General features: G+C 35.2%; 19 protein-coding genes. 14 read left to right on the top strand and 5 right to left on the bottom strand.

Annotation, left to right across the window (positions count from 1 at the left end; genetic code table 11):
- Positions 1-184: 184 nt before the first annotated feature.
- The 6 genes from BM296_RS15245 to BM296_RS15220 all read left to right on the top strand — a co-directional run bounded on the left by BM296_RS15245 (position 185) and on the right by BM296_RS15220 (position 7,810).
- On the top strand, positions 185-1,339 hold the full coding sequence (locus BM296_RS15245) for an endo-1,4-beta-xylanase (RefSeq protein ID WP_091904233.1): 1,155 nt from the start codon (positions 185-187) through the stop codon (positions 1,337-1,339).
- Positions 1,340-1,362: 23 nt separating this feature from the next.
- Positions 1,363-2,814 (top strand): MFS transporter, encoded by a 1,452-nt coding sequence (locus BM296_RS15240; protein WP_091904231.1) that lies wholly within the window; start codon positions 1,363-1,365, stop codon positions 2,812-2,814.
- Between the two features lie 2 nt (positions 2,815-2,816).
- Positions 2,817-3,836 (top strand): glycoside hydrolase family 43 protein, encoded by a 1,020-nt coding sequence (locus BM296_RS15235; protein ID WP_091904229.1) that lies wholly within the window; start codon positions 2,817-2,819, stop codon positions 3,834-3,836.
- A gap of 175 nt (positions 3,837-4,011) precedes the next feature.
- Complete coding sequence (locus BM296_RS15230) at positions 4,012-4,983, top strand: succinylglutamate desuccinylase/aspartoacylase family protein (RefSeq protein ID WP_091904228.1); 972 nt, start codon at positions 4,012-4,014, stop codon at positions 4,981-4,983.
- Between the two features lie 395 nt (positions 4,984-5,378).
- Positions 5,379-5,795, top strand: a complete 417-nt coding sequence (locus BM296_RS15225) for a Fur family transcriptional regulator (RefSeq protein WP_027066666.1) — start codon at positions 5,379-5,381, stop codon at positions 5,793-5,795.
- Positions 5,796-5,839: 44 nt separating this feature from the next.
- Positions 5,840-7,810, top strand: coding sequence for a heavy metal translocating P-type ATPase (locus BM296_RS15220; RefSeq protein ID WP_091904887.1), 1,971 nt, complete (start codon positions 5,840-5,842; stop codon positions 7,808-7,810).
- Between the two features lie 351 nt (positions 7,811-8,161).
- On the opposite strand, the gene BM296_RS15215 is transcribed toward BM296_RS15220, so the two are convergent.
- The 4 genes from BM296_RS15215 to BM296_RS15200 all read right to left on the bottom strand — a co-directional run bounded on the left by BM296_RS15215 (position 8,162) and on the right by BM296_RS15200 (position 13,542).
- Positions 8,162-10,357, bottom strand: coding sequence for a PepSY domain-containing protein (locus BM296_RS15215; protein ID WP_091904224.1), 2,196 nt, complete (start codon positions 10,355-10,357; stop codon positions 8,162-8,164).
- Positions 10,358-10,592: 235 nt separating this feature from the next.
- A complete protein-coding gene (locus tag BM296_RS15210; protein WP_091904222.1) occupies positions 10,593-11,078 on the bottom strand; it encodes a DUF2271 domain-containing protein in 486 nt (161 codons plus the stop codon).
- 51 nt (positions 11,079-11,129) lie between these two features.
- On the bottom strand, positions 11,130-12,632 hold the full coding sequence (locus BM296_RS15205; RefSeq protein WP_091904220.1) for an ankyrin repeat domain-containing protein: 1,503 nt from the start codon (positions 12,630-12,632) through the stop codon (positions 11,130-11,132).
- 4 nt (positions 12,633-12,636) lie between these two features.
- The gene (locus BM296_RS15200; protein ID WP_091904218.1) at positions 12,637-13,542 is read right to left on the bottom strand and encodes a DUF6607 family protein; all 906 of its coding nucleotides are present in this window, start codon (positions 13,540-13,542) and stop codon (positions 12,637-12,639) included.
- A 114-nt stretch (positions 13,543-13,656) separates the two neighbouring features.
- Here BM296_RS15200 and BM296_RS15195 point away from each other — a divergent pair, with 114 nt between their 5' ends.
- The 7 genes from BM296_RS15195 (at position 13,657) to BM296_RS15165 (ending at position 21,268) form a co-directional block, all read left to right on the top strand.
- Positions 13,657-15,774 (top strand): TonB-dependent receptor plug domain-containing protein, encoded by a 2,118-nt coding sequence (locus BM296_RS15195; RefSeq protein ID WP_091904216.1) that lies wholly within the window; start codon positions 13,657-13,659, stop codon positions 15,772-15,774.
- Between the two features lie 37 nt (positions 15,775-15,811).
- Positions 15,812-16,438, top strand: a complete 627-nt coding sequence (locus BM296_RS15190; protein WP_091904214.1) for an HmuY family protein — start codon at positions 15,812-15,814, stop codon at positions 16,436-16,438.
- 274 nt (positions 16,439-16,712) lie between these two features.
- Positions 16,713-18,284 carry an Ig-like domain-containing protein gene (locus BM296_RS15185; protein WP_091904212.1) on the top strand — a complete coding sequence of 524 codons (1,572 nt, stop codon included), beginning with the start codon at positions 16,713-16,715 and terminating at the stop codon, positions 18,282-18,284.
- A gap of 220 nt (positions 18,285-18,504) precedes the next feature.
- A complete protein-coding gene (locus BM296_RS15180; RefSeq protein ID WP_091904209.1) occupies positions 18,505-19,179 on the top strand; it encodes a hypothetical protein in 675 nt (224 codons plus the stop codon).
- Positions 19,180-19,392: 213 nt separating this feature from the next.
- On the top strand, positions 19,393-19,839 hold the full coding sequence (locus tag BM296_RS15175; RefSeq protein ID WP_091904207.1) for a hypothetical protein: 447 nt from the start codon (positions 19,393-19,395) through the stop codon (positions 19,837-19,839).
- A gap of 17 nt (positions 19,840-19,856) precedes the next feature.
- A complete protein-coding gene (locus BM296_RS15170) occupies positions 19,857-20,336 on the top strand; it encodes a hypothetical protein (RefSeq protein WP_091904205.1) in 480 nt (159 codons plus the stop codon).
- 206 nt (positions 20,337-20,542) lie between these two features.
- Positions 20,543-21,268, top strand: a complete 726-nt coding sequence (locus BM296_RS15165) for a DUF6090 family protein (protein WP_091904203.1) — start codon at positions 20,543-20,545, stop codon at positions 21,266-21,268.
- Between the two features lie 270 nt (positions 21,269-21,538).
- On the opposite strand, the gene BM296_RS15160 is transcribed toward BM296_RS15165, so the two are convergent.
- Positions 21,539-21,982 (bottom strand): SRPBCC family protein, encoded by a 444-nt coding sequence (locus BM296_RS15160; protein ID WP_143099087.1) that lies wholly within the window; start codon positions 21,980-21,982, stop codon positions 21,539-21,541.
- A 95-nt stretch (positions 21,983-22,077) separates the two neighbouring features.
- Between BM296_RS15160 and BM296_RS15155 the strand changes: the two genes are divergently transcribed.
- The gene (locus tag BM296_RS15155; protein ID WP_091904199.1) at positions 22,078-22,497 is read left to right on the top strand and encodes a winged helix-turn-helix transcriptional regulator; all 420 of its coding nucleotides are present in this window, start codon (positions 22,078-22,080) and stop codon (positions 22,495-22,497) included.
- Positions 22,498-22,555: the final 58 nt, after the last annotated feature.

The following is a 22,555-nucleotide window of genomic DNA, read 5'->3' as shown; positions in this document are numbered from 1 at the left end:
TAGGCTATTAATTGTCAATTCCTTAGTTTTTTAAAGCCGAATCTACTTAAAATTCAAATTAGACCGCCGCACTATCCCATGATGCAACAAGATTCCTATCTAATGCATCAAATATTACAATACAAACTAGTTCAAGATTGTATTTTTAAGCTCCTACTAAAATCCAAAAACAACAACAAAAATTATGAAAAGAAATTTAAAGTCTAAACATAAAACAAGCATTAAATTCACTTTAATACTTGCCTCAATTTTAATGATTGGCTGTGGAGAAAAAAAGACAACTCCTAAGGTTGAAAAAGAACCCACACTTAAGGAGGCGTTTGAAAGTAATTTTTTAATTGGTAGCGCGGTTAACGACAATCTTGTATCAAAAAAAGATAGTCTTGGCGAACAAATTGTACTAACAGAATACAACACCATTACACCAGAAAATTCAATGAAGTGGATGTATATGGAACCAGAGCAGGGAAAGTTTGAATTTGAGACCGCAGATAAGTATATAGATTTTAGCACCAAAAATGATATTGCTTTTATAGGGCATAACCTTGTTTGGCATAGTCAACTTGCAGGCTGGGTGGAAAAAATAGAGTCAAAAGAAGAACTATCTGCTAGTTTAAAAAACCATGTTCAAACTGTTGCTGCTAGATACTCGGGGAAAATACATGGTTGGGATGTTGTAAACGAAGCGCTAAACGAAGATGGCACCTTAAGAAATTCATTGTTTCTAAAACAACTAGGACCAGACTATTTGATCAATTCTTTCAAATGGGCACAAGAAGCCGACCCTAAGGCGGAGCTCTATTACAATGATTATAACATGACCCGCCAAGAAAAAAGAGCAGGTGCAATTAAGTTAGTTAAGGACATACAAGCAAGTGGTGCTAGAATTGATGGTATTGGAATGCAAGCACATTGGGGTTTAAAAGACCCCACATTAGAGGAAATTGAAACAAGTATATTGGAGTATTCAGATTTAGGCATTCAAGTAATGATTACGGAATTTGATATCACGGTACTACCAAATCCATGGGACTTAGAAGGTGCAGAAGTAAGTCAGAACTTTGAAGGTAGTGAACACATGAATCCCTATACCAAAGAATTACCAGACTCTGTTAATACGCAATTAGCCCAACGTTATAAAGACATCTTCAGCTTATTTAAAAAACACAGCGATAAAATTAGCAGGGTTACTTTTTGGGGCATAAATGACGGTGTATCATGGTTAAACAGTTGGCCAATAGAAGATAGAACTAACTACCCATTATTATTTGACCGGGAATACAACAGAAAACCAGCTTATTACAGCGTACTCGAAGTTGCAAAAGATAGTGCACTTTAATAAAACGAACCAAATACCACAAAATGAACAACGATCATAAAATATCTCTTAAGGAGAAAATAGGGTATTCTTTAGGAGACTTATCCGCCAATTTGGTCTTCCAGACCTTAGTTACCTACCTAGCTTATTTCTATACCGATATTTACGGTCTAGAAACCAACGACGCCTCGTTAATAATATTTGTTGTCGGTATGGTCGCTGCATTTGCCTTTAACCCTATTGTAGGTGCCTTGGCAGACAGAACCAGAAGTAAGTGGGGTAAATTTAGACCTTGGATCTTGTTTACATCCATTCCATTAGGTGTTGTCGCTCTATTAGCTTTCAGCACTCCCAATTTTGACTATTCTGGTAAAGTAGTCTATGCTGCGGTAACCTATACCCTACTCTTATTATTATATGCTGCCAACAACTTACCGTATGCTGCTTTAAGTGGTGTAATTACAGGCAGTATGAAAGAGCGTAATAGTATTTCATCATACCGTTTTGTTGCGGTAATGTTCGCTCAATTCTTTGTACAAGTATTCATGTTGCCTATCATTCAATATGCAGGAGACGGAGACAAAGCGGTAGGTATTGAAATTGTAATGACCTATTTGGCAATTATAGGAACGATAATGCTGTTAATCACCTTTTTTACAACCAAAGAGAGAGTCATACCCACCATAGATCAAAAATCAAGCTTCAAAGAAGATTTAGGTGATTTGGTAAAGAACAAGCCTTGGATTATAATGTTGGTATTAACCACTTTGGTATTCATCACTTTAGCGATGAAAGGTGGTTCTTATGTTTACTATTTTGAAAACTATGTAGATGCTACAAGTTTGGCAGAATTTATAGGTCCTATTTTAAATGGACTTAACAGTATAGGAGTAGATTTCTTTGGTGACAACCCAATTTCTGCAGGTTTTGGTCTGTTCAATGCCGGTGGTATAATATTTATGATCGTTGGTATATCCTTATCCAAAGGCTTGGCGGATAAATATGGTAAACGAGATGTTTTTGGTGCAGCGCTATTTGTCTCTACTATTTTCATTGCAATTTTTTACTTTTTTGCGCCAACCTCTGTAGAGCTAATGTTCTTATCTCAAATTTTACACGGGTTCTTTTACGGTATCACCATCCCATTACTATGGGCAATGATTGCAGATGTAGCAGATTACTCTGAATGGAAAAATAATAGACGGGCAACGGCAATTATATTTTCTGCAATGATGATAGGTCTTAAATTGGGCTTAACCATTGGTAGCTCTTTAGTTACTTGGATATTAGGAATCTATGACTATATACCTAAGAAATTTGCAGCTACAGATGCGATCATACAACCAGAAAGCGCCATACAGGGAACAAAAATGCTGGTAAGCATATATCCTGCAATTTCATTTTTCATAGCAATAGCATTGTTATTTCTTTATGAAATAAATAAAAAAATGGAAACTCAAATAGAACAAGATTTAATAACTAGAAGAAAAGCTTAAGTATGCCAGAAGATAGCATTGACCACATTGATTTTGATAAACTGAACGAAAAGGCAGTTTCACAACCTTTAGTTAGCCATATTTATACCGCAGATCCTTCTGCACATTATTTTGACGGAAAAATTTATATATATCCTTCTCATGATATAGAATCTAATATTCCTTTTGATGATTTAGGAAGTCATTTCGCTATGGAAGATTATCATGTTATTTCCGTAGATAGGGAAAGTGGTGAAGCCACAGACCACGGTGTTGCACTTCATGTCAAAGATGTTGCATGGGCAGAAAAACAGATGTGGGCTCCAGATGCCGCGCATAAAAACGGAAAATACTACTTATACTTTCCAGCTAAAAAATCTGATGGAATTTTCCAAATAGGTGTCGCTGTTTCCGATAGTCCTACAGGACCATTTACCCCAGAACCAGAAGCTATAAAAGGAAGTTATACCATTGACCCAGCAGTTTTTGAAGATGAAGACGGAAGCTATTACATGTATTTTGGAGGCATTTGGGGCGGACAGTTACAGAAATACCGTAACAATGTATATAACTACAATAACGAACTCCCCAAGCCTAATGAGCCTGCACTATTACCTATCGTCGCAAAGATGACCGATGATTTATTGGAATTTTCAGAAGAACCAAAAGAAATCAAGATTCTTGATGAGAATGGCGAACTTTTATTAGAGGGCGATAATGACCGTAGATTCTTTGAAGCATCATGGATGCACAAGTATAATGGCAAATATTATTTTTCATATTCCACAGGCGATACGCATTTTATTTGCTATGCTATTGGCGACAACCCATACGGACCTTTTACTTACGGTGGTAGAATTTTAGAACCAGTAGTGGGTTGGACATCGCATCACTCAATTTGTCAAGTAGAAGATAAATTCTATTTATTCTATCATGATAGTAGTCTTTCTAAAGGCGTAACCCATTTACGATCTGTAAAAATGGTGGAATTAGAGCACCAAGCAGACGGACATATTAAAACTATTTCTCCTTATAGTTTATAATTCATAAACACATCAATTTTCTTTTTAACACGAATAACAGAGTCCTAATGATTCCGTTATTCGTGTTTCTTTTTACAGTAAGGCTAGTAATTTATACACTAATTTCGCCCTTTGAGATATAACAAATTGGAACTATTTAAGTTATACAGAAAAAAATAAACTTACGCCAACAGAAATGTTCAATAAAAAATATACCGTTTTAGGGGAGACCATACAAAAAGGCAAAGGCGCCCAATTAAATTTAGACATTGCAAAGTTACACACCAGAACCAAAATTGAAGTTCCGGTGATTGTACAGCGTGGTAAAAAGGATGGTCCTACCCTATTAATTACTGGTGGTATTCACGGTAATGAAATTAACGGTGTCGAAATTGTCAGGCAAATCGTATCCAAAAAATTCAACCGTCCAGAATGTGGTATGGTTATTTGTATTCCTGTTGTAAACATATTCGGGTTCTTGAACCAGACGCGTCAATTTCCAGATGGTCGAGATTTAAACAGAGTTTTTCCTGGCAGTTTAAGAGGATCATTAGCAAGCCGCTTTGCATATCATTTGGTAAAAGATATCGCTCCGGTTATAGATCACTGTATAGATTACCATACAGGTGGTGACAGCCGTTTTAACGCTCCACAGATTAGAATTGATAGTGATGATGTTGACGGGTTAGCGTTAGCTAAAGTATTTGGCGCAGAATTCATTGTAAAATCTGCCGGAAGAGAAAAATCATTTCGTGAAACGCTACATCAACTCGACAAAAAGGTACTGTTATACGAGGGCGGAAAATCACTTCATATTGATAGAGAAATTACCGATACCGGTATAGTTGGTGCGCTGAGAATGATGCATCATTTAGGCATGCGAAATTTCGAAGAAGAACTTTCTCATTATGCATTAAAAGAAACGGTTCCGAAATTGGTTCATGCTTCTAAATGGGTTCGAGCAAAACATTCGGGCATGTTTCACCCCACAATCAAAATCGGTCAAGCAGTAAAAAAAGGAGAAGGAATCGGAAGCATTTCTGGTCCGTTCGGGTATTTTGAAAAGAAAATAAAAGCCAAAGAAACCGGATATGTAATTTGCATCAACGAATCACCAATTGTGAATCAAGGCGACGCTATTTTCCATATTGCATACGATGTGGAATAGACTTCAAAACCATTTTATTTTTAAATAATTAAAGGTCAAAACGTTAAAGATCACCTGCAATTAAAATTCGCTATCTTACTGACTGAAGGATCATTAACCTTTCAACAAAAACACAAACTACCAACTCGAAAATTGCAGCAACTACAGATAAAACACCTTCATTTTTTAGTTAAAAAAAATATATAATTCACCGATTTTCTAACCGAAACTCTTTATTCTTAAAAATTGAGTCCTCATCACCATATTATTCGAATTTTCAGCACTTTATAACAAAAAATCGAACTCTATTCATTAGACTAAATTGCTTAATTTAAAGTTAAAGATCCTCTCAAGTTGAAATCTTCTAAAACATTGATTACATTAGTGTTAAAGGTATTTTTAAACTGCTTTTTTACATGACTGAAATAGAAAAAACATTAGATAATAAAAGTGTACGCCCTACTGCAATGCGCATACTTATCTATAAATTTATGGCAGGTAAAAAAACTGCCGTCGCGTTAACCGATATTGAAAATGCTTTTGAAAAAGCGGAACGCACAACCTTATATCGTACATTAAAAACATTTGAAGAAAAAGGTATTGTACATCAAATTGATGATGGTACAAATATTTCAAAATTCGCACTGTGTCAACCTGGTTGCAATTGCGAAATTGATCAAGATTTACACCTACATTTTCACTGTAGTCAATGTGACAAAACGATCTGCTTGACCGAACATAAAATTCCGCATATTAATTTACCATCAGGATATATCGCTGAAGATGCCAATTTGGTTATTAAAGGTATTTGCGATTTGTGCAGTGAACATTAAATGCACTTCTGTTGCACTATTCATTTTCAGACCTTGCAGGTATTATGAAAAAGAATAAATTAGATTTAAAATCCCTTACCGCTTCCAAAAGCACTTGTGAACACTGCCATGATGACAATGGGCACAATCACAACGAAGCTGGCGAAAATTTCACCATCAATACATACTTACCTGCAATTATCAGTTTTATAATGCTGATGATTGGTATAGCACTAGACTATTTTAAGTCGTTTCCATTCTTTGATGGTTACATACGTTTAGCCTGGTATATTATAGCATATATTCCTGTAGGTTTACCTGTTTTAAAAGAAGGTTGGGAAAGCATAAGAAAAGGAGACTTTTTTACGGAATTCTTTCTAATGGGTATTGCCACTATAGGCGCTTTCGGTATTGGAGAATATCCTGAAGGAGTTGCCGTAATGCTCTTTTACGGTGTTGGTGAATTGTTCCAAAGTGCTGCTGTTAAACGTGCTAAGGGCAATATTAAAGCTTTACTTGATCTACGACCAGATCAAGCTTTGGTTTACCGTGATCATAGCTTTGTTGCCGTATCTCCAGAAGAAGTAGAAATTGGCGAAAAAATACAAATTAGAGTAGGTGAAAAAGTCCCGCTAGATGGCGTATTACGCTCAGAAAAAGGTTCTTTCAATACTGCTGCATTAACAGGTGAAAGCAAACCTGATTCCCTTAAAAAAGGAGAATCCGTATATGCTGGTAGTATAAATCTAGACGGAGTTATAGAAATTGAAACGACCAAAGCTTTTAAGGACAGTTCCATTGCACGTATTCTTGATATGGTACAGAATGCCACTGCACGAAAATCTAAAACGGAGCTGTTCATAAGAAAATTTGCCAAGGTATATACTCCTATTGTCACTTACCTAGCAATTGCACTTACTTTTCTTCCATACTTTTTTGTTGAAAATTATGTGTTTCAAGACTGGTTGTATCGTGCCTTAATATTCTTGGTGATTTCTTGTCCATGTGCCTTGGTGATTTCTATTCCCTTGGGTTATTTTGGCGGATTAGGAGCTGCTTCTAGAAATGGTATTTTATTTAAAGGAGCATCCTTTTTAGATACGATGACCAAGGTAAATACAGTGGTCATGGACAAAACAGGTACCGTAACTAAAGGTGTTTTTAAGATAAAGGATCTTGTTAAAGATCAGATCTTTACCAAAGATGAATTCATGAAGTACTTGATCGCCATTGAAACGCAATCTACACACCCAATTGCCAAAGCTATTTTGGAATATAAACCAGAAGGCGAAGCATATAAAGCAACAAATGTATCTGAAATTGCAGGTAAAGGATTAAAGGGAATCGTAAATAGCAAAGTTATCTTAGTAGGTAACAAAGCCTTAATGACGGCGAATCAAATTGAGGTACATAAGAAAACTGACACCATTGTTGAATCTATTGTTTTGGTCGCGATAGATGGAAAATTTGCAGGTTATGTCACCATTGCGGATGAATTGAAAGAAGATGCGCAACAAGCAATTCAAAATATACGTGCTGCCGGAGTCACAAAGATTATTATGCTATCTGGGGATAAAGATTCCATTACACAAAAGGTTGCAAAACAATTGGGCATTGATTGGGCAAAAGGAGGATTGTTACCTGAGGAAAAATTAGATGAAGTTGAAAAACTAAAGAAACTACCTAATATGAAGATAGCATTTGTAGGTGATGGAATAAACGATGCACCTGTACTTGCCGCAAGTGATGTAGGTATTGCTATGGGCGGACTAGGAAGTGATGTAGCTATTGAAACAGCCGATGTTATTATACAGAACGACCAACCTTCTAAAATCGCCACAGCTATTAAAATAGGTAATTCTACCCGTAGTATTGTGTGGCAAAATATTGCTTTGGCTTTTGGAGTGAAAGTAATTGTTCTGGCCTTAGGAGCAGGAGGCTTAGCTACTATGTGGGAAGCTGTTTTTGCAGATGTAGGTGTTGCGCTATTGGCAATTTTGAATGCCGTTAGATTGCAAAAAATGAATTGGGATTAGACTAGTGAAAATCTTAATTCTAGCCCGCCTATTCGTCGGGCAGGCGGAGTCGAGAACCTACAAGCTAGCATCTCGCAAAGTTTGCATTTCGATAGCGCTCAATGTGACACACTGAAAATTCAACCGTCATTACGAACGTAGTGAAGTAATCTGTTTGTTGGTAGCCGAGAACTCACATGCTGCCACTATTCAACAGATCGCTTCGTCGTGAAAAACTCCTCGCAATGACGATTTCGACACAAAACGTCATTACGAACGTAGTGAAGTAATCTGTTTGTTGGTAGCCGAGAACTCACATGCTGCCACTATTTAGCAGATTGCTTCATTGCGAAAAGCTCCTCACAAAGACGGCTAATAACAATCTGTTTTCAGCTGGTCGCTTTTTTCGAAAGCCTCAAAAGTTATGAGTTTATTGTCTTGGAGCATGTTTTCGAATACATCAAGAACATCATGCTGCATTGCCAACGAACCACAAATCATAATGGTACCACCAGTGTTAATTGTTTGTAGCACCAAATCTTTTTGCTCTTTAATAACATCTTGAACATATTGCTTTTCGCCTTCTCTAGAGAACGTTGAAAATATCTTGATGTTTTTATGATTTAATGAGTTTTTTTCTAAAATAGAATTATAAACATCCATAGAGGCTTTTTTACGCCCTCCCCAGAACAAGGATATATTTTGAGTTGTATTTTTTGAAATCATTCCTAAAAACGGAGCTATACCAGTACCATTTGAGATGAGAATTACATTTTTTTCATTTTTGGGTAAATGAAAATGTTCATTACTATCAATAGCAGCTCTAATAGTTTCACCAACATTTAATCCGAAGAGAAAATTAGAACCTCTTCCTAATTCATGTTTTTTAATACTCAATAGAATATCGTCTTCAATTCTAGCAATTGAATACTGCCTAACCGTTTCATCTCCATTTGGGAATACAGCCAACAAATCTCCAGATGTAAATTCAATATTAGTTTTTGGTTGTAACCTCAGCAAAAAAGTATCATCAATATTTAGCTCTGTTCGTTCTAAAACTTCAAAATCTACTTTCTTATATTTCTTTTTATTAACTACAGGACGCTCTATTGGAATAGTAAATCCTACTTGATTACCAAATTGAATCATCCAAAGTTCAAAAGATTCAAAATTTGCTTTATTAATTTTAAATAAGGGCAATTGTCTATTAAAATCTAAAGCATCGGCAATTTGCTTATCAATATCAATTGCAAACTTGCAGTAATCTGGATAATCCAAAGAGCCAAAACCGATTACTGAAAAATCAATCGTATTCGGTTGTTTAATAGTGGAAAATATTGCTGGAAATTTACGGGCATTCGTTGGTGGTTCTCCTTCACCGTAAGTAGAAGTAAATACGATAATATTCGTCGCCTTAGCGTACGTGGTGTATGTATTAAGTTCCGTCAAATAAACGTTCTTTCCAACTTTTGTCAATCCGTTATACAATCGTTGCCCAAAGTCAAACGCAGTACCACTCTCCGACCCTACCAATATAACAAACTCACATTCATCCTTATTTGGCATTGTAGCAATTCGCTTTCCTTTCTTTCTACGCCTTAGGGTCATTACAAAACCGGAATACATAAAAAATAATATGGATGCACTAGCAAGCAATAGAATGATAGACCAAAGTACACTGCCCTCACCAGTATGTAGCACTAAACTTAATCTCGAAGCTAAAGTCACAAAGGGATAGTCACCACTACTAACAATTTCACCTGTTTGCTGATTTACCTGAACTTCCTTATCCTGTAAAGCAATGAGATAATATTCCTCTGGGTCATCGGAAAACGGAAATTCTACCTGACGAATTTCAGCTAAGATTGTTTCCTTAAAAAAAGGAATATCACCAATGGTTTCATAAACCTCAGCATTATCATTGATAGCAAATTGTTGTTGCGCTACAACCGTATTGGGCAACAAGTTGAATTTCTCCGCAGATAAATAGACTCCGGTGAGTGCCAGAATTAAAATAGGAATAAAGAACCATTTACTTAAAACGACATGGTATCGCATTTCAAAGTAATCTTTCTTAACTTTTGAAAAAAGCTTTAGAAATCCGCCTTGTCTTTTCGCTAACAAAATTAAGCCTGTAACGGCTATAATGAATAAGAGTAATGAAATTAGACCCACGAAGAACCTGCCTATACTTTTAAGAAAAAGAGATCGGTGTAAGTTGGTGGCGAATGTATAAATATAAGGTCGTTCTTCTACCTCGCCCAATTGCTCGCCCGTTGCAGGATTTACATACACATCTAAGGTCTCCATGTCCATAGTTAGTACAGAAGCTTTAACGAACCCAGATGATTCTACTTCCAGCCCTAACACCTCATCATAAGAATTCTTTAGGGCATCTATGGTCGTTGCCAAGGAGACTTCTTCTAGATTTTCTACGGCATAGCCCTTAGCTTGGTGCGAAATTGGTTCTACCGCTAAAATGATACCGGTAACAGAAGCAACTATCAAAAATAGCGAAGAAACTAAGGCAAGTGTAAGATGACTATAGCGCCAAATAGAAATCGTCATAAGTAGTACTGTAATTTTGTATTGCTATATACTTTAAAAAATTCCAGAACATCATAAAATGACATTCTGGAAATAACACTCTGATTGTAAAATAAACGTATTAACTAAAAATGTCATTACGAATAAAGTGAAGTAATCCACTTCTTGGTAACCAAAAAAACCACAAGCTACCTAAATTAAGCAGATTGCTTCGTCGCGAAAAGCTCCTCGCAAAGACGTCTTCTAGTACAAATTATTACTGAGGAAGCATGCGGACGTAACGAATGAATCCTTTGCCCTCTACTTTTGCTTTTAAATTCTCTGTAGACAAAGCAAATTGAATATCATCTGCATAATACCCTTGATCCTCAACTGAGGTTTCAAAACGTAGATTATAACCCTTGTCAATTTTATCATTTGGGATCTGTAATACGGACAAAGCACGCTCGCCACCACTTATGGTTTCACCAGAAATAGCATCAATATTAGGGCGATTTTTACCATAGAATTTCCACCACTCTGTAATTTCACTATACCACTCACTGTCTTTACCTTGAACATATAAGGTTTCTACATATTCGTTATCGGCATCAACTATGGATACAATTAGGTAGGCACCTTCACCAGAATAATTAGTTAATTGAATAAGACATTTTACCGCTGTTTTTTCTACGGGAGTAAATGCTGTTAGTAACGCACCGATCAATACAATTGCCGGTATAAATTTTAATACTCTTTTCATCTGTAATCTATTTTCTTACCAGGGCATATTAAATGGACCTAGCAGGTTTCTTTATTGCTTTAAAAAATTTAATGATGTATTCTCTTTCTGTAACAATTCGTTTTCACTTGCTAAATCGTACACGGTTTCTTCAAAATCGGTTTTACTCTTTGCATCTGCACCGTTAGCTATTAAAAACTTAAGCATCTTATCATTCTCTGCTTTCATTGCCGCTAAATGTAAAGCCGTTAAGCCCTCATCATTCTTAGCATTTACATCGATATCAAAAGTAGAAAGTCTTTTCAACAATTCTAAATCGTTTTTTCTAGCAGCGATATGGTACAGCGTATTTCCTTCTGATTGAACGGTATTGAATTTTAATCCCTTTGTTTTCAATACAGCAAGCTTAGCATCAAAAGCATCTGCATTTCTTTTACTGAAAGATTCTGCCAAGAAATAAGCAACTGTATTCCCCTTAGAATCTTGCGCATTAATGTCCGCACCTTTTTCCAATAAAAACTCAACTACATCTACACTGTTATCATGGGCAGCAAGCATTAAAGCTGTTTCACCATCAGTATTAGCTGTATTGATATCCTTTACATCTTTAGATAATAATTGCACCATGGCAAGTTCATTTCTAGTAGCAGCATTTAAGAATGGCGTATTACCCTTTTCATCTGCCTGATTTACATCTGCGCCTGCATTTAAAAAAAGTTCAAATATGGCAGCATCTTTATTACTGAATGCTAAACGGTGTAATGGAGTACTTCCATTTTTCTCAACAATATTAGGTTCCAAACCTAGACCTTTTAAGTATGTATAGACCGGTAACCCATTACTGAATCCACGACCACCTTGTGATGCAAACATAAATGCATTACCTCCATTATTGTTCAGTGTTTTATAGTCCACCCCTTTCTCAACAAGTAATTTTAGAAAATCTATATTCCCTTTTTTAGAAGCATAATTGAAAATTCCGTTACCATCATTGTCTTTACTACCTAAAGCCAAACCTTTGCCCGTAAAGAAATTTAATTCTTTTTCACTCTTTAATGAAGGTGCGGCCATTAGTAATAAGTTGGCACCGTGGTCATTTTTCTCTTCAGCCAAATTCACACCTTTTTTCTCAAAAGCAGAATAGATTGCAGGATTTGTAAGTCCGGCATTTGCTCCAAAAGCAAGAGGTGTAAAACGGTGGCTATCTAAAGCGGTTACAGAAGCACCGTTATCTAATAAATACTGCACCAATTCGGCATTACCAGAATAACTTGCCCAGTGTAAATAAATACGGCTGTCATGGGTTTTCTTATCTACACCATTACCCTCTAAAGAAAGCAAGTATTTTATCACTTCGGTATCTGCCTTAGTGGTAATTGCCAATGCAGTAGCATCAAAAGCATTATCGTCAAACGCAGTAGGATCGTTTCCTTCTGCAATCTTTTGTTTTACGGCCGCAACATCTGGATTGCTTTTCCAAAATTTGCGATTTAATAATTCATTCTTTTGTTGTGCAATACCTGTGAAGCTTACAAACAACAGTGCGGTTAAGGCTATTAGTTTTACAGTTTTCATATTCTTATTTCTTTACAAATGATTCTATTACTTCTTCAATTTCCCCTTCTTGATCATAAGCATCATCAAAAAGGTATTTATACAATACTTTATTATCGACCTTCTCTTCTAAAGAAAGATCAGTGTTACGCCCGTATACATTATCCCATATACTTCGTACAATTGCCCATTTATCAGTATGTTCTTTCCACCAATTAGCAGCAGCCGCACATTTGCTATCATCAACCTTTACATAGGTATTATATCCTTTTTCCTTAGCAACTATAACATCTGGCTTACCATCTTCACGTATTACTTTGGTATTATCTTGATCATGCAACCAACCATAATCAGTAATCTCTTGTCTATTTCCACGAACGGTTAAATTATAATCGCTTCTTGTAGTATACTCACGTCTAGGCAAGGGAGCATCGGCAGTATTCTCCCAATAGCTCTTACCATCTACATGAACCCAAGTAGAAGAACCTTCATATCTAGGACTGTCATCTACTTGATATACTTTTTGTGTCCACTGCCCTTTCACCTCATTTGCTGGCAATTTGGTAAATGTCCAACTGTTATTGGCATTGTAAGAGTATAAATCCGTGTTTTCAAATAACCAATCTTGCCTCCAGTGTTTAACTATATGTGGTTCTGCTGGGTTACCTACTTGTAGTAAATGCTGAATAGAGATTTTATCATTCTCATCTGTTACCAATTCTGCCCATTCCAGACCTATGTCTACTTTGGTTTTAGACGGTTTATACAAAGAATCTGAACTATAATTAAACGTCTCTGCAAAATTGAAGGTTACTTCATAACAACCACACATGCTTTTTATAGCCTCGCGGTCTTTTTTCTTTTTATCCTTTTGAGAAAAAGCACTCATTGAAACCAGTAGTGCCATTACTATAGTGATCGGTGTTCTCATTACTTGATGATTTAATGTTTTAGGTTCGAGGCCAAAAATAACTATTTTTATTTATTCTAAATAAGAATTGTTTATATATTTGCTCCGTATTAAGAATAATTCTAAATAAGAATAATGCGATTTCAACTTACCACATGCTTACTACTTATAGGATCTTACTTTACCATAGCACAGACCCGAGTTGAAAATCCGACCGATTCTATCCTTGCCCAGCAACTAGATGAAGTAATTGTAACCGCAACAAGAACAGAACGCCAATTATCATCGCTACCCCTACCCGTAACCTTAGTGGGTAAAAAACAAATTATAAAATCTGGTAGCGTCCGTTTAAACGAAATATTGAATGAGCAGACCGGTATAATAACCGTAGCCGATGAAAGCGGGTTTCAAGGTGTACAGATTCAAGGTATCGCATCAGACTATATCCTTATTTTAATAGATGGTGTTCCCCTAGTTGGTAGAAGTGCCGGTAATTTTGATTTAAGTAGGCTTACCGTGGGCAACATCAAACAGATAGAAGTAGTAAAAGGTCCGTCTAGCAGTTTATATGGATCTGAAGCTTTAGGCGGAGTCATCAATATAATTACGGAAAAGCCAAAAACAGAAGCGTTGACCGGTAATGCCTCTTACAGAATTGGAAGCTTTTCTCAGCAAGACATTAACCTAGATGTAAAACAAGCATTTAAAAAATTTCGTTATGGGTTCTTTGCCAATAGGTTCTCTAGCAATGGGTATGATCTTAATGAAGATGTTGAAGGTAATACGGTAAATCCGTTTACAAACTACACCTTAAACGGGCGATTGTATTATGATTTTAAAGACAATTTATCGCTGTTTGCCTCTGGGCGTTTTTATGATCAAAACCAAGATGCCGGTTTTACCTTAGATAGCATTCAATACCAAGGCGATACTAAAGAACAAGAATGGAACGCGCATACCAGATTAGACCATAAATGGACCCCAAATCTTACCATGGCCTACGAGCTTTACTATACTAATTACATTGCTACAGAATTATTGGCGGATCCTATCTCTACAGCTATTTTAAGTGATAGTGATTTCAACCAGAAATTATTTAGACCAGAAGTTCGTGGTAGTTATACATTTTCATCTGAAAACAATACAGAGACAACGGGGTTCCAAAATGGAACTTTAACTGCTGGCATTGGTCTTCAATTAGATGAATTGGATAGAACTTACTTTGATAAAACCGTAAACTTCAGCTCCCAGTATGCATACGCGCAATACGATTTTGACCCAATAGAAAACTTAAATGTTATTGCAGGCGCCCGGTTTGATAATCACTCTGAATACAACAATCAATTTAGTCCCAAACTGGCACTACGCTATCAATTAAACGATAACCTATCTATTAAAGGTTCTATAGGCTACGGTTTTAAAGCACCAGATTTTAGACAGCTGTATTTTGATTTTACAAACTCCGCCGTTGGTTATACGATCTTAGGGTATAACGTAGCATTAGATAAACTGAAAGAACTAGAAGAGCAAGATCAAATACTTAATGTGGTTGTGACCGAAGATGACCTAAGTAAACCCCTAGGAGCAGAAAGCTCTATTGGTTATAACCTAGGTTTCAATCTAAAACACGGTCGTGGAAATACAGAAGTCAATTTCTTTAGAAACGATTTTAAAAACTTAATAGACACCCGCATTATTGCAAGAAAAACAAACGGACAAAATGTGTTTAGCTATGTCAATTTTGATGAAATATACACCACAGGTTTCGAAATTAATTCTGCCTACAAACTAAGTAATGACCTAAACATAAGTGCTGGCTATCAATTATTGTATGCTTTTGACAAGCAGAAGAAACAAGATATAAAAGACAACCAAGTATTTGTACGCGACCCTAATAATGGGCAGACCATTGCATTATCACAGACCGACTATTTTGGTTTGGTAAATAGATCTCGCCACAATGCAAATTTTAAAATCTACTATGATATACCTACTGCAAAAACAAATCTAAACATTCGCCTACTATACCGTAGTAAGTATGCGCAGTTTGATACCAATGGCAACGGACTCATAGATAATTACGATAGCAGTTTTATAGATGACTTTGTTACCGTAAATGCAGCAGCCAGTAAAACATTCTACAACAACTTTACACTACAGGTAGGTGCCAATAATCTTTTGGACTATACCGATAACAATATCCCAACAATGCCGGGAATTCAAGGATACCTAAAATTAAATTATCAATTCTAACCCACCTGACAATGAGCAGGTTTTAATTACAATTACCATGACGAAGAACATTTTAGCAGTAGCATTTTTAGCAGTGGCATTCGCCTCTTGCAGTAACGACGATGACAACACCCCAGCAGAACCGATACAAACGGAAACTGTAAGCAACCTATATGCACCACAAACAGGTGGACAAGGAGAAGCTGTTGGCGGGGAGTTTGCAAAATTCGATTTTGAAACAGGCGCAATTACCACTAGCGATACAGATTGGGATTTAGCCTTTAGAGGAACAACCATAGCCATAAACGGCGGCGCAGAAACCGGTACTGCAGATGAACCTGTACGCAACGGAGATGCAGGTGTAGCCATAGTAACAGGTACATTGGCAAGCATAACTACAGCTGACGGACTATCTTTTAACCAAGATGCCGATGCTGCATTTGCCATACCTACAGGTAGTGACAATGGATGGTACAATTACGCCGGACCACCATCACACGTTATTACACCAATACCAGGTAAAATATTTGTAATTAGAACAACAGAAGGTAATTATGCCAAAGTAGAGATTATTAGCTACTATGAAAACGCCCCTGCCGAACCAGATGCGTTTGCAGATGCAACACCTTACTTCACCTTTAATTATGTATATAACCCTAATATAGGGGAAACTTCTTTTGAGTAGTTTATTTTAATTTAAGTTGTTTATAAATGCTCGTCTGTAAAGACGGGCTTTTTTTTGCTTTGTGAATACACATATTAAAACAGTTTAAAACTAGTAGGAGTTTTCTTCACATGTAATTTGGTATATTGCTGATATAAAAGATATATATAACATATGTTTTATATATCTCATATTGGCAGGATGTATAACATATGTTATATATTTAATTGTTGGCAAAAATTTCTCCAAAAAATAAAAAAGTTAATAAACCGTTAATTAACAAACCCTACCCCAAATGAAAATTAAAAATACAATTCTAATACTAGCTTATATTTTAGTCTTTTCAAGTTGCGCTTCAGACGATGATAATACTCCAACACAAATAGACAGAGAGCCAGAAACAGTAATAGAGCAAACTGCTATTATTAACTTTACAAATGAAGAATCAAACGAAATTGATTTCGGAGATGTTGTAGTGGATATTATAACTACACAGGTTTTTAATATTGAAAATACTGGAAATTCAGACTTAAATATCACAAACATTGTTATTCCAGATAATTACACTATAGATATATCTTCGACCACTATTACCCCCAATACAAATAAAGATTTTACTATTACCTTTAGTCCTACTGAAATATTGGACTATAGTAATGTAATACAAATTGAATCCAATGCCACAGGTGGCAATGATACTATAACTATAACCGGATTTGGTGTTAGTCCCATTTATGATGGATCTATTGTCTTAAATACTCAAGAAGAAGTAGACCATTTTGGAAAGTTAGGATATACATCAATAACTGGAGGCTTAAATATAGGACAAGTTACTTCTATTGCATCGACTATAGTAGATTTAGAACCCCTTAACAAGATTCTTGAAGTTGGTTTTTTAGAGGTTTTTAGTACTACATCCTTAGAGAATTTGAATGGGTTAGAAAAGCTAAACGTAATTAATTCTATTCAAATGGTTTCAAATTCTGCTCTGAAGAATATTGACGCTTTAAAAAGTGTTACGAAGTTAGAGGGTTACATTAACTTTTTGTCCAATAATTCATTAACAAAAATTGATGGTTTGGAAAACCTGATTGAAGTAAAAGAAAATGTACGATTTAACAATAATGCTTTGTTAGAAAATATTGACGGACTTTCAAGTTTAAAAAGTGTTGGAACTGATTTTGATTTGCTTGGCAGTCCCTTAATAGAAAATTTAAATGGGCTTTCAAGTCTAGAGAACGTGGGTGTTGAACTGCATGTAAGTGGTAGCTTACTGTTAGAAAACTTAAATGGCTTATCAAATTTGAAATCGGCATCTTTATTAAGATTTTCGGATAACGTATCATTATACGACTATTGTGGTATTAAAGACCTATTAACAAATGACGGTGCCAATCTTTATCATAATGGTCAACGCTATAATAGATTTAATCCCACTAAATCCGAAGTTGTCAATAGTACCTGTAGTGAATTAGTACCTTTAGGTGTATATGATGGTAATCTTTTAATGGATTCCAATTCTGATATCGAGAAATTTGTTTCTAAAAATTTTCATACCATCAGAGGTTCTTTTGGAGTAAATGGACAAGCTATTACTAATCTAGATTTCTTGGAAAATTTAGAAACGGTTACATCAGACCTTAATATTCGAAATACCGATTTAACAAATCTAGATGGGCTAGATAAATTAATTTACGTTAACCAATTGTTCATACAAGAAAATGCGATGCTTGCGGACTATTGCGGGTTAAATTCTTTTATTGAAAACGGTACAATTAATAATACTGGTGATTATAGGTATATTATTACAGATAACTTATACAATCCTACCTTAGAAGATTTACAAAATGGTCAATGCACTGATTAAAAACTTTTGCCAACAAAACCTATAAACAATACGGGTTTCGGGTTTAATCGCGGGGCTTGCTTATTTTTATAAAGTCCACAAAATCTTTAGGATTTTGCTTTAAACAATAAAAAGAAAAAACAAAACAAAAAGATTTTGCTATGTGCATGGCGGAAAGTAAACGCTAGTTTGCTCCCGTACTGTTCATAGCTCAGTCGTTGTAACACATTTAAGAAAAAATATGGGATTAGATTGGAAACCGCTAAATAAACCTAAAAAAGGAATGGAAAACGAGTTCAAAGACTTGTTCGAAATTTTAGACGGACGAAAAAAAACCAAACTATCCTTCTTTGACAAAATAAGAGGAAAGAAAAACTATAATGAAACTGAAGTTCAAAACCGTTTTTTTGAAATTTCAACTACTCCATATGAAACTCTGAATGCTCCAAGAGTTGGATTCGACACAAAAGCAACTGAATGGGCTAAAGAAAGTTTTGAAAACAGAACGGACAAAGGTCAAAATCTCGAGGAGTTCATGAAAGAGATGTATGGTTATTGGGTAGTTGATTTGGTCGAACTGCATGATGGAATACCAACTTACATAGCTTTACATGATGAAGCACATGTGTTTCGAGGAAAATTTTTAGATGATTGTGAAAAAATAATGGGACCAGAATTATTTGACGAAGCCTATTCCTCAAAGCTTTCCGAAGAGGCAATAGATTATGGAAATAGAATATTATCACTAGCCAACACATATGCAAGAGAAAATAATTTAGAACACCTTAGAGACGTAAGAAATCCTCCCGACGCAGATGAACTTAGCCCCGAAAGTTTAGTTCACATTCTATATTCGAGCGCAAAGTGGGTTAAATGGTGGGGAGAAAGAGGACATGGATATGAAGCCTACTTTTAGTATAAAAACGTGTTACAACAAAACCTATAAACAATACGGGCTTCGGGCTTAATCGCTGGGTTTGTGTATTTTTATGATGTCCGCAAAATCTTATGGATTTTGCTCTGGTTAAAAAAAAATAAATCAAAACAATAAGATTTCGCTAAGTGCATGGCGGAAAGCAAACGCTCGTTTGCTCCCGTACTGTTCATAGCTAAACCGTTGTAATGCATTTTGGCTTATAGTAAAGAAAAACTATTGAAAATAAAATTTAAACTAACTCCGATAATAACACTTTCGCTCTTAGGAGTCTTTTTTTTGCTTATTTATGGAGTTCGAGTTTATCGACAAAATAAATTAAAGAAAGGAGCTTTTAAAACATTTGCTACGATTGAAAAATTAAAGGAAAACGTTACAAAAGGAAAGTCCGGTAGAATTGACATTGTTTATTTTTATTTCATTAAAAATGATAGTGTAATTCATAAACTGAAACAGATACCCGCAAAAAGCATTAAAAAGAAAAAACTGAAATTAAAAGAATCATTTAAAGTACATATTGCTAAATCAGACTACGGTGTTTTTGAAATTGATTTTGAAAAAAAAATTGATACAATCATTGATAAGCGCGATTATAAAACTCACATTTATAACACCTTTATTCATCGAAATATCATTGAATGAAACTCAATTAATTCTTAATGGAAAAATTTCTGGACCCAATTTTACTCAAAGAAGAATTCATTTTTAATGGAACTATCGACGAATTAAATGAAAAGATTCACTTAAATAATGACAAGAAATTTAGGACTAAATGGTCAGAATACAATCGCTTTGAGTTTTTCGCAAAATGGTCGTTAGGCACATTGATATTTAGAGGATTTCCAACCGCTGTGGATGGAATTAAAGGGTTTGCGGAATTGACACGGAAGGGAGAATATAAAACTCACGTGCTATTGAAAACTAAGGTGCGAATTGAATTTTATTTTTTTCTAATTATTCTGACTACAATGTGTGTTGCTGGACTTGCCACTCAGTCGGACTTCCCAATTTATCTTTTGTTGTTGATTCCATTTGGACTTTTATGGTTCTGGTTTATTTATAGAGTTCAGGAGAAAATGTTATTTAGAAAATTACGAAAATACTTGAATGAAGAAAAAACGCATTACAACAAAACCTAAATGTAATGCGGACTTTAGGGTTAAACCGAAAGGTCCTTGTATATTTATAAGGTCGCTAAATCTTATGGATTTAGCTTTGAGAAATAAAAAATAAAACTAATCAATAAGCTTTAGCTACGGGTTATGGCGCAATGGGAATCGCTTCTCTAAAACCGCACTACGCTTAGCTCAGACGTTGTGCTTCATTATGACCAACCAATTACCAAATGATAAAATTCTTTAGAAAAATTAGGCAAAATCTACTTTCAGATGGAAAAACTGGAAAGTACTTTAAATATGCAGTTGGAGAAATTGTGCTTGTGGTTATTGGGATTTTGATAGCTCTTCAAATTAATAATTGGAACGAACAAGGGAAAGTTGACGGAGAAATCTTGAAAACACTAAACGAGATACGCAGTAATCTAATTAGCGATAGTCTTAGCATTCGTGATACTCGCATCTTAAAGTCGGAGGATATCAATATCCAGTACACAGTCATCCATGAATTAGAAAGTAGAAATATTCCATATGACTCTATCGAGTACCATCTTGGAAGAGTAATGATAGCCAGACGAATAGTTCTTGTCGACAATGGTTATCAATTGATGAAGAGATTCGGATTAGAGCAGTTAAAGAATCAAGAACTCAGAAATGAATTGATAAACTACTACACCAACTTTACAAAAAGGATAAATAATGATACCGCAGACGACGACTACGAATTCATAACAGTATACCTTCCCTATGTTCGCAACCATTTTCTCGATTATAATTGGAGTAAACAAGGAGTACCTGCAGACTATGAGCATCTCAAATCCGACCAATATTTTCTTACTTCTCTCAAAACAAACATCAAAAACCAAGAAAGCACATTAGAACAATTGCAGAATGGGACAAGAAAGATTCAGGAGATTCTTCCAATGCTAGACGAAACAATATTGGCTTACGAATAAAATAATTATTAAAAAATACAACTTGAGGGTTTAGGAACAAATAAAAATATATAACGAAAGCACAACAAAACCTATAAACAATACGAGCATCGGACTTAAACGGAAGGTTTGTGTATTTTTATGATGTCGCTAAATCTTTTGTCCCGAAGCGTCGGGATAGCTTTGACAAGGAAAAGAAAAAACAAAACAAAAAGATTTTGCTATGTGCATGACGGAAAGCAAACGCTAGTTTGCTCCCGTACTGTTCATAGCTCAGGCGTTGTGGGTAATTTAAGAAAGATGAGGCATTCCAGTTCCAGTTTCAACAAAACTCTTTAAACTTTGAGTTACAAATCTTTCCCAAGCCGGAAAACAAATTACATAACAGTTTAACTCAGAAACTAATCCATTATGTGCGAAATTTAGAATTGTTTCGTTTTGACCTTTTTCTTCCAAAACCCATTCAACAAGAGTTCCTTCCCACTCTTTTTCAATTCCTTCATAACCATTGTGAATATGTTTAGCCTCAATACATTTCCATACTATTTTTCTATTAGGTTCAAATTCGGAGATTTTAAACTTCCAATAAGTACTATCAAAACTTGTTGTGAATTCATCACCAACTGAAGAAACTGAATTATCTGTATTTCCCCACCATTTTTGGACGTGTTGTGAAATAGCATTGAATACTTGTTGTGTAGTTCCATTAATAGAAACCATTGTTGTGTATGACATAATTTAATTTTAAAATATTAATAGTGCTTGCGAATTACAAGTGCAAATATATAAAAGTACTTTTATTTTACAAGTGCATTTTTATATATTTGCATATGAAACAGATTGAAAGAAGGTCGGACTGTCCAATTAGCTTATCGCTTGACATTTTTGGAGACAAATGGACTTTACTAATTTTAAGAGATTTTATTTTCTTTAACAACAGACACTTTAACGAGTTAGTAACAGTTGAAAAAATATCTACAAATATTCTTGCTGACCGATTAAATCGACTACTTGAAAATGATATTGTAAAAAAAGAAGTTGATAGGAATAATAAATCTTCATATCTGTATTCGTTAACAGAAAAAGGAATTGATTTAATTCCGATTGTTATTGAAATTTATAAATGGGGAGCAAACAATATTGATGGAAATAATGCTAATAGTGAATTTAAAAATGAAGTGAATTCTAATTTTAATAAAGTGACATCGGAAATAGTTGACCGAATAAAAACTACCCACAACAAAGTATAAAATTAATGCTTGGTTCTGTGCTTAAACCAGCGATTAGTCCTGTTTTGCTACATCTGAT

This window comes from Maribacter stanieri, assembly GCF_900112245.1.
Classification (GTDB): domain Bacteria; phylum Bacteroidota; class Bacteroidia; order Flavobacteriales; family Flavobacteriaceae; genus Maribacter; species Maribacter stanieri.
This window is presented reverse-complemented; position numbering and strand designations above follow the sequence as displayed.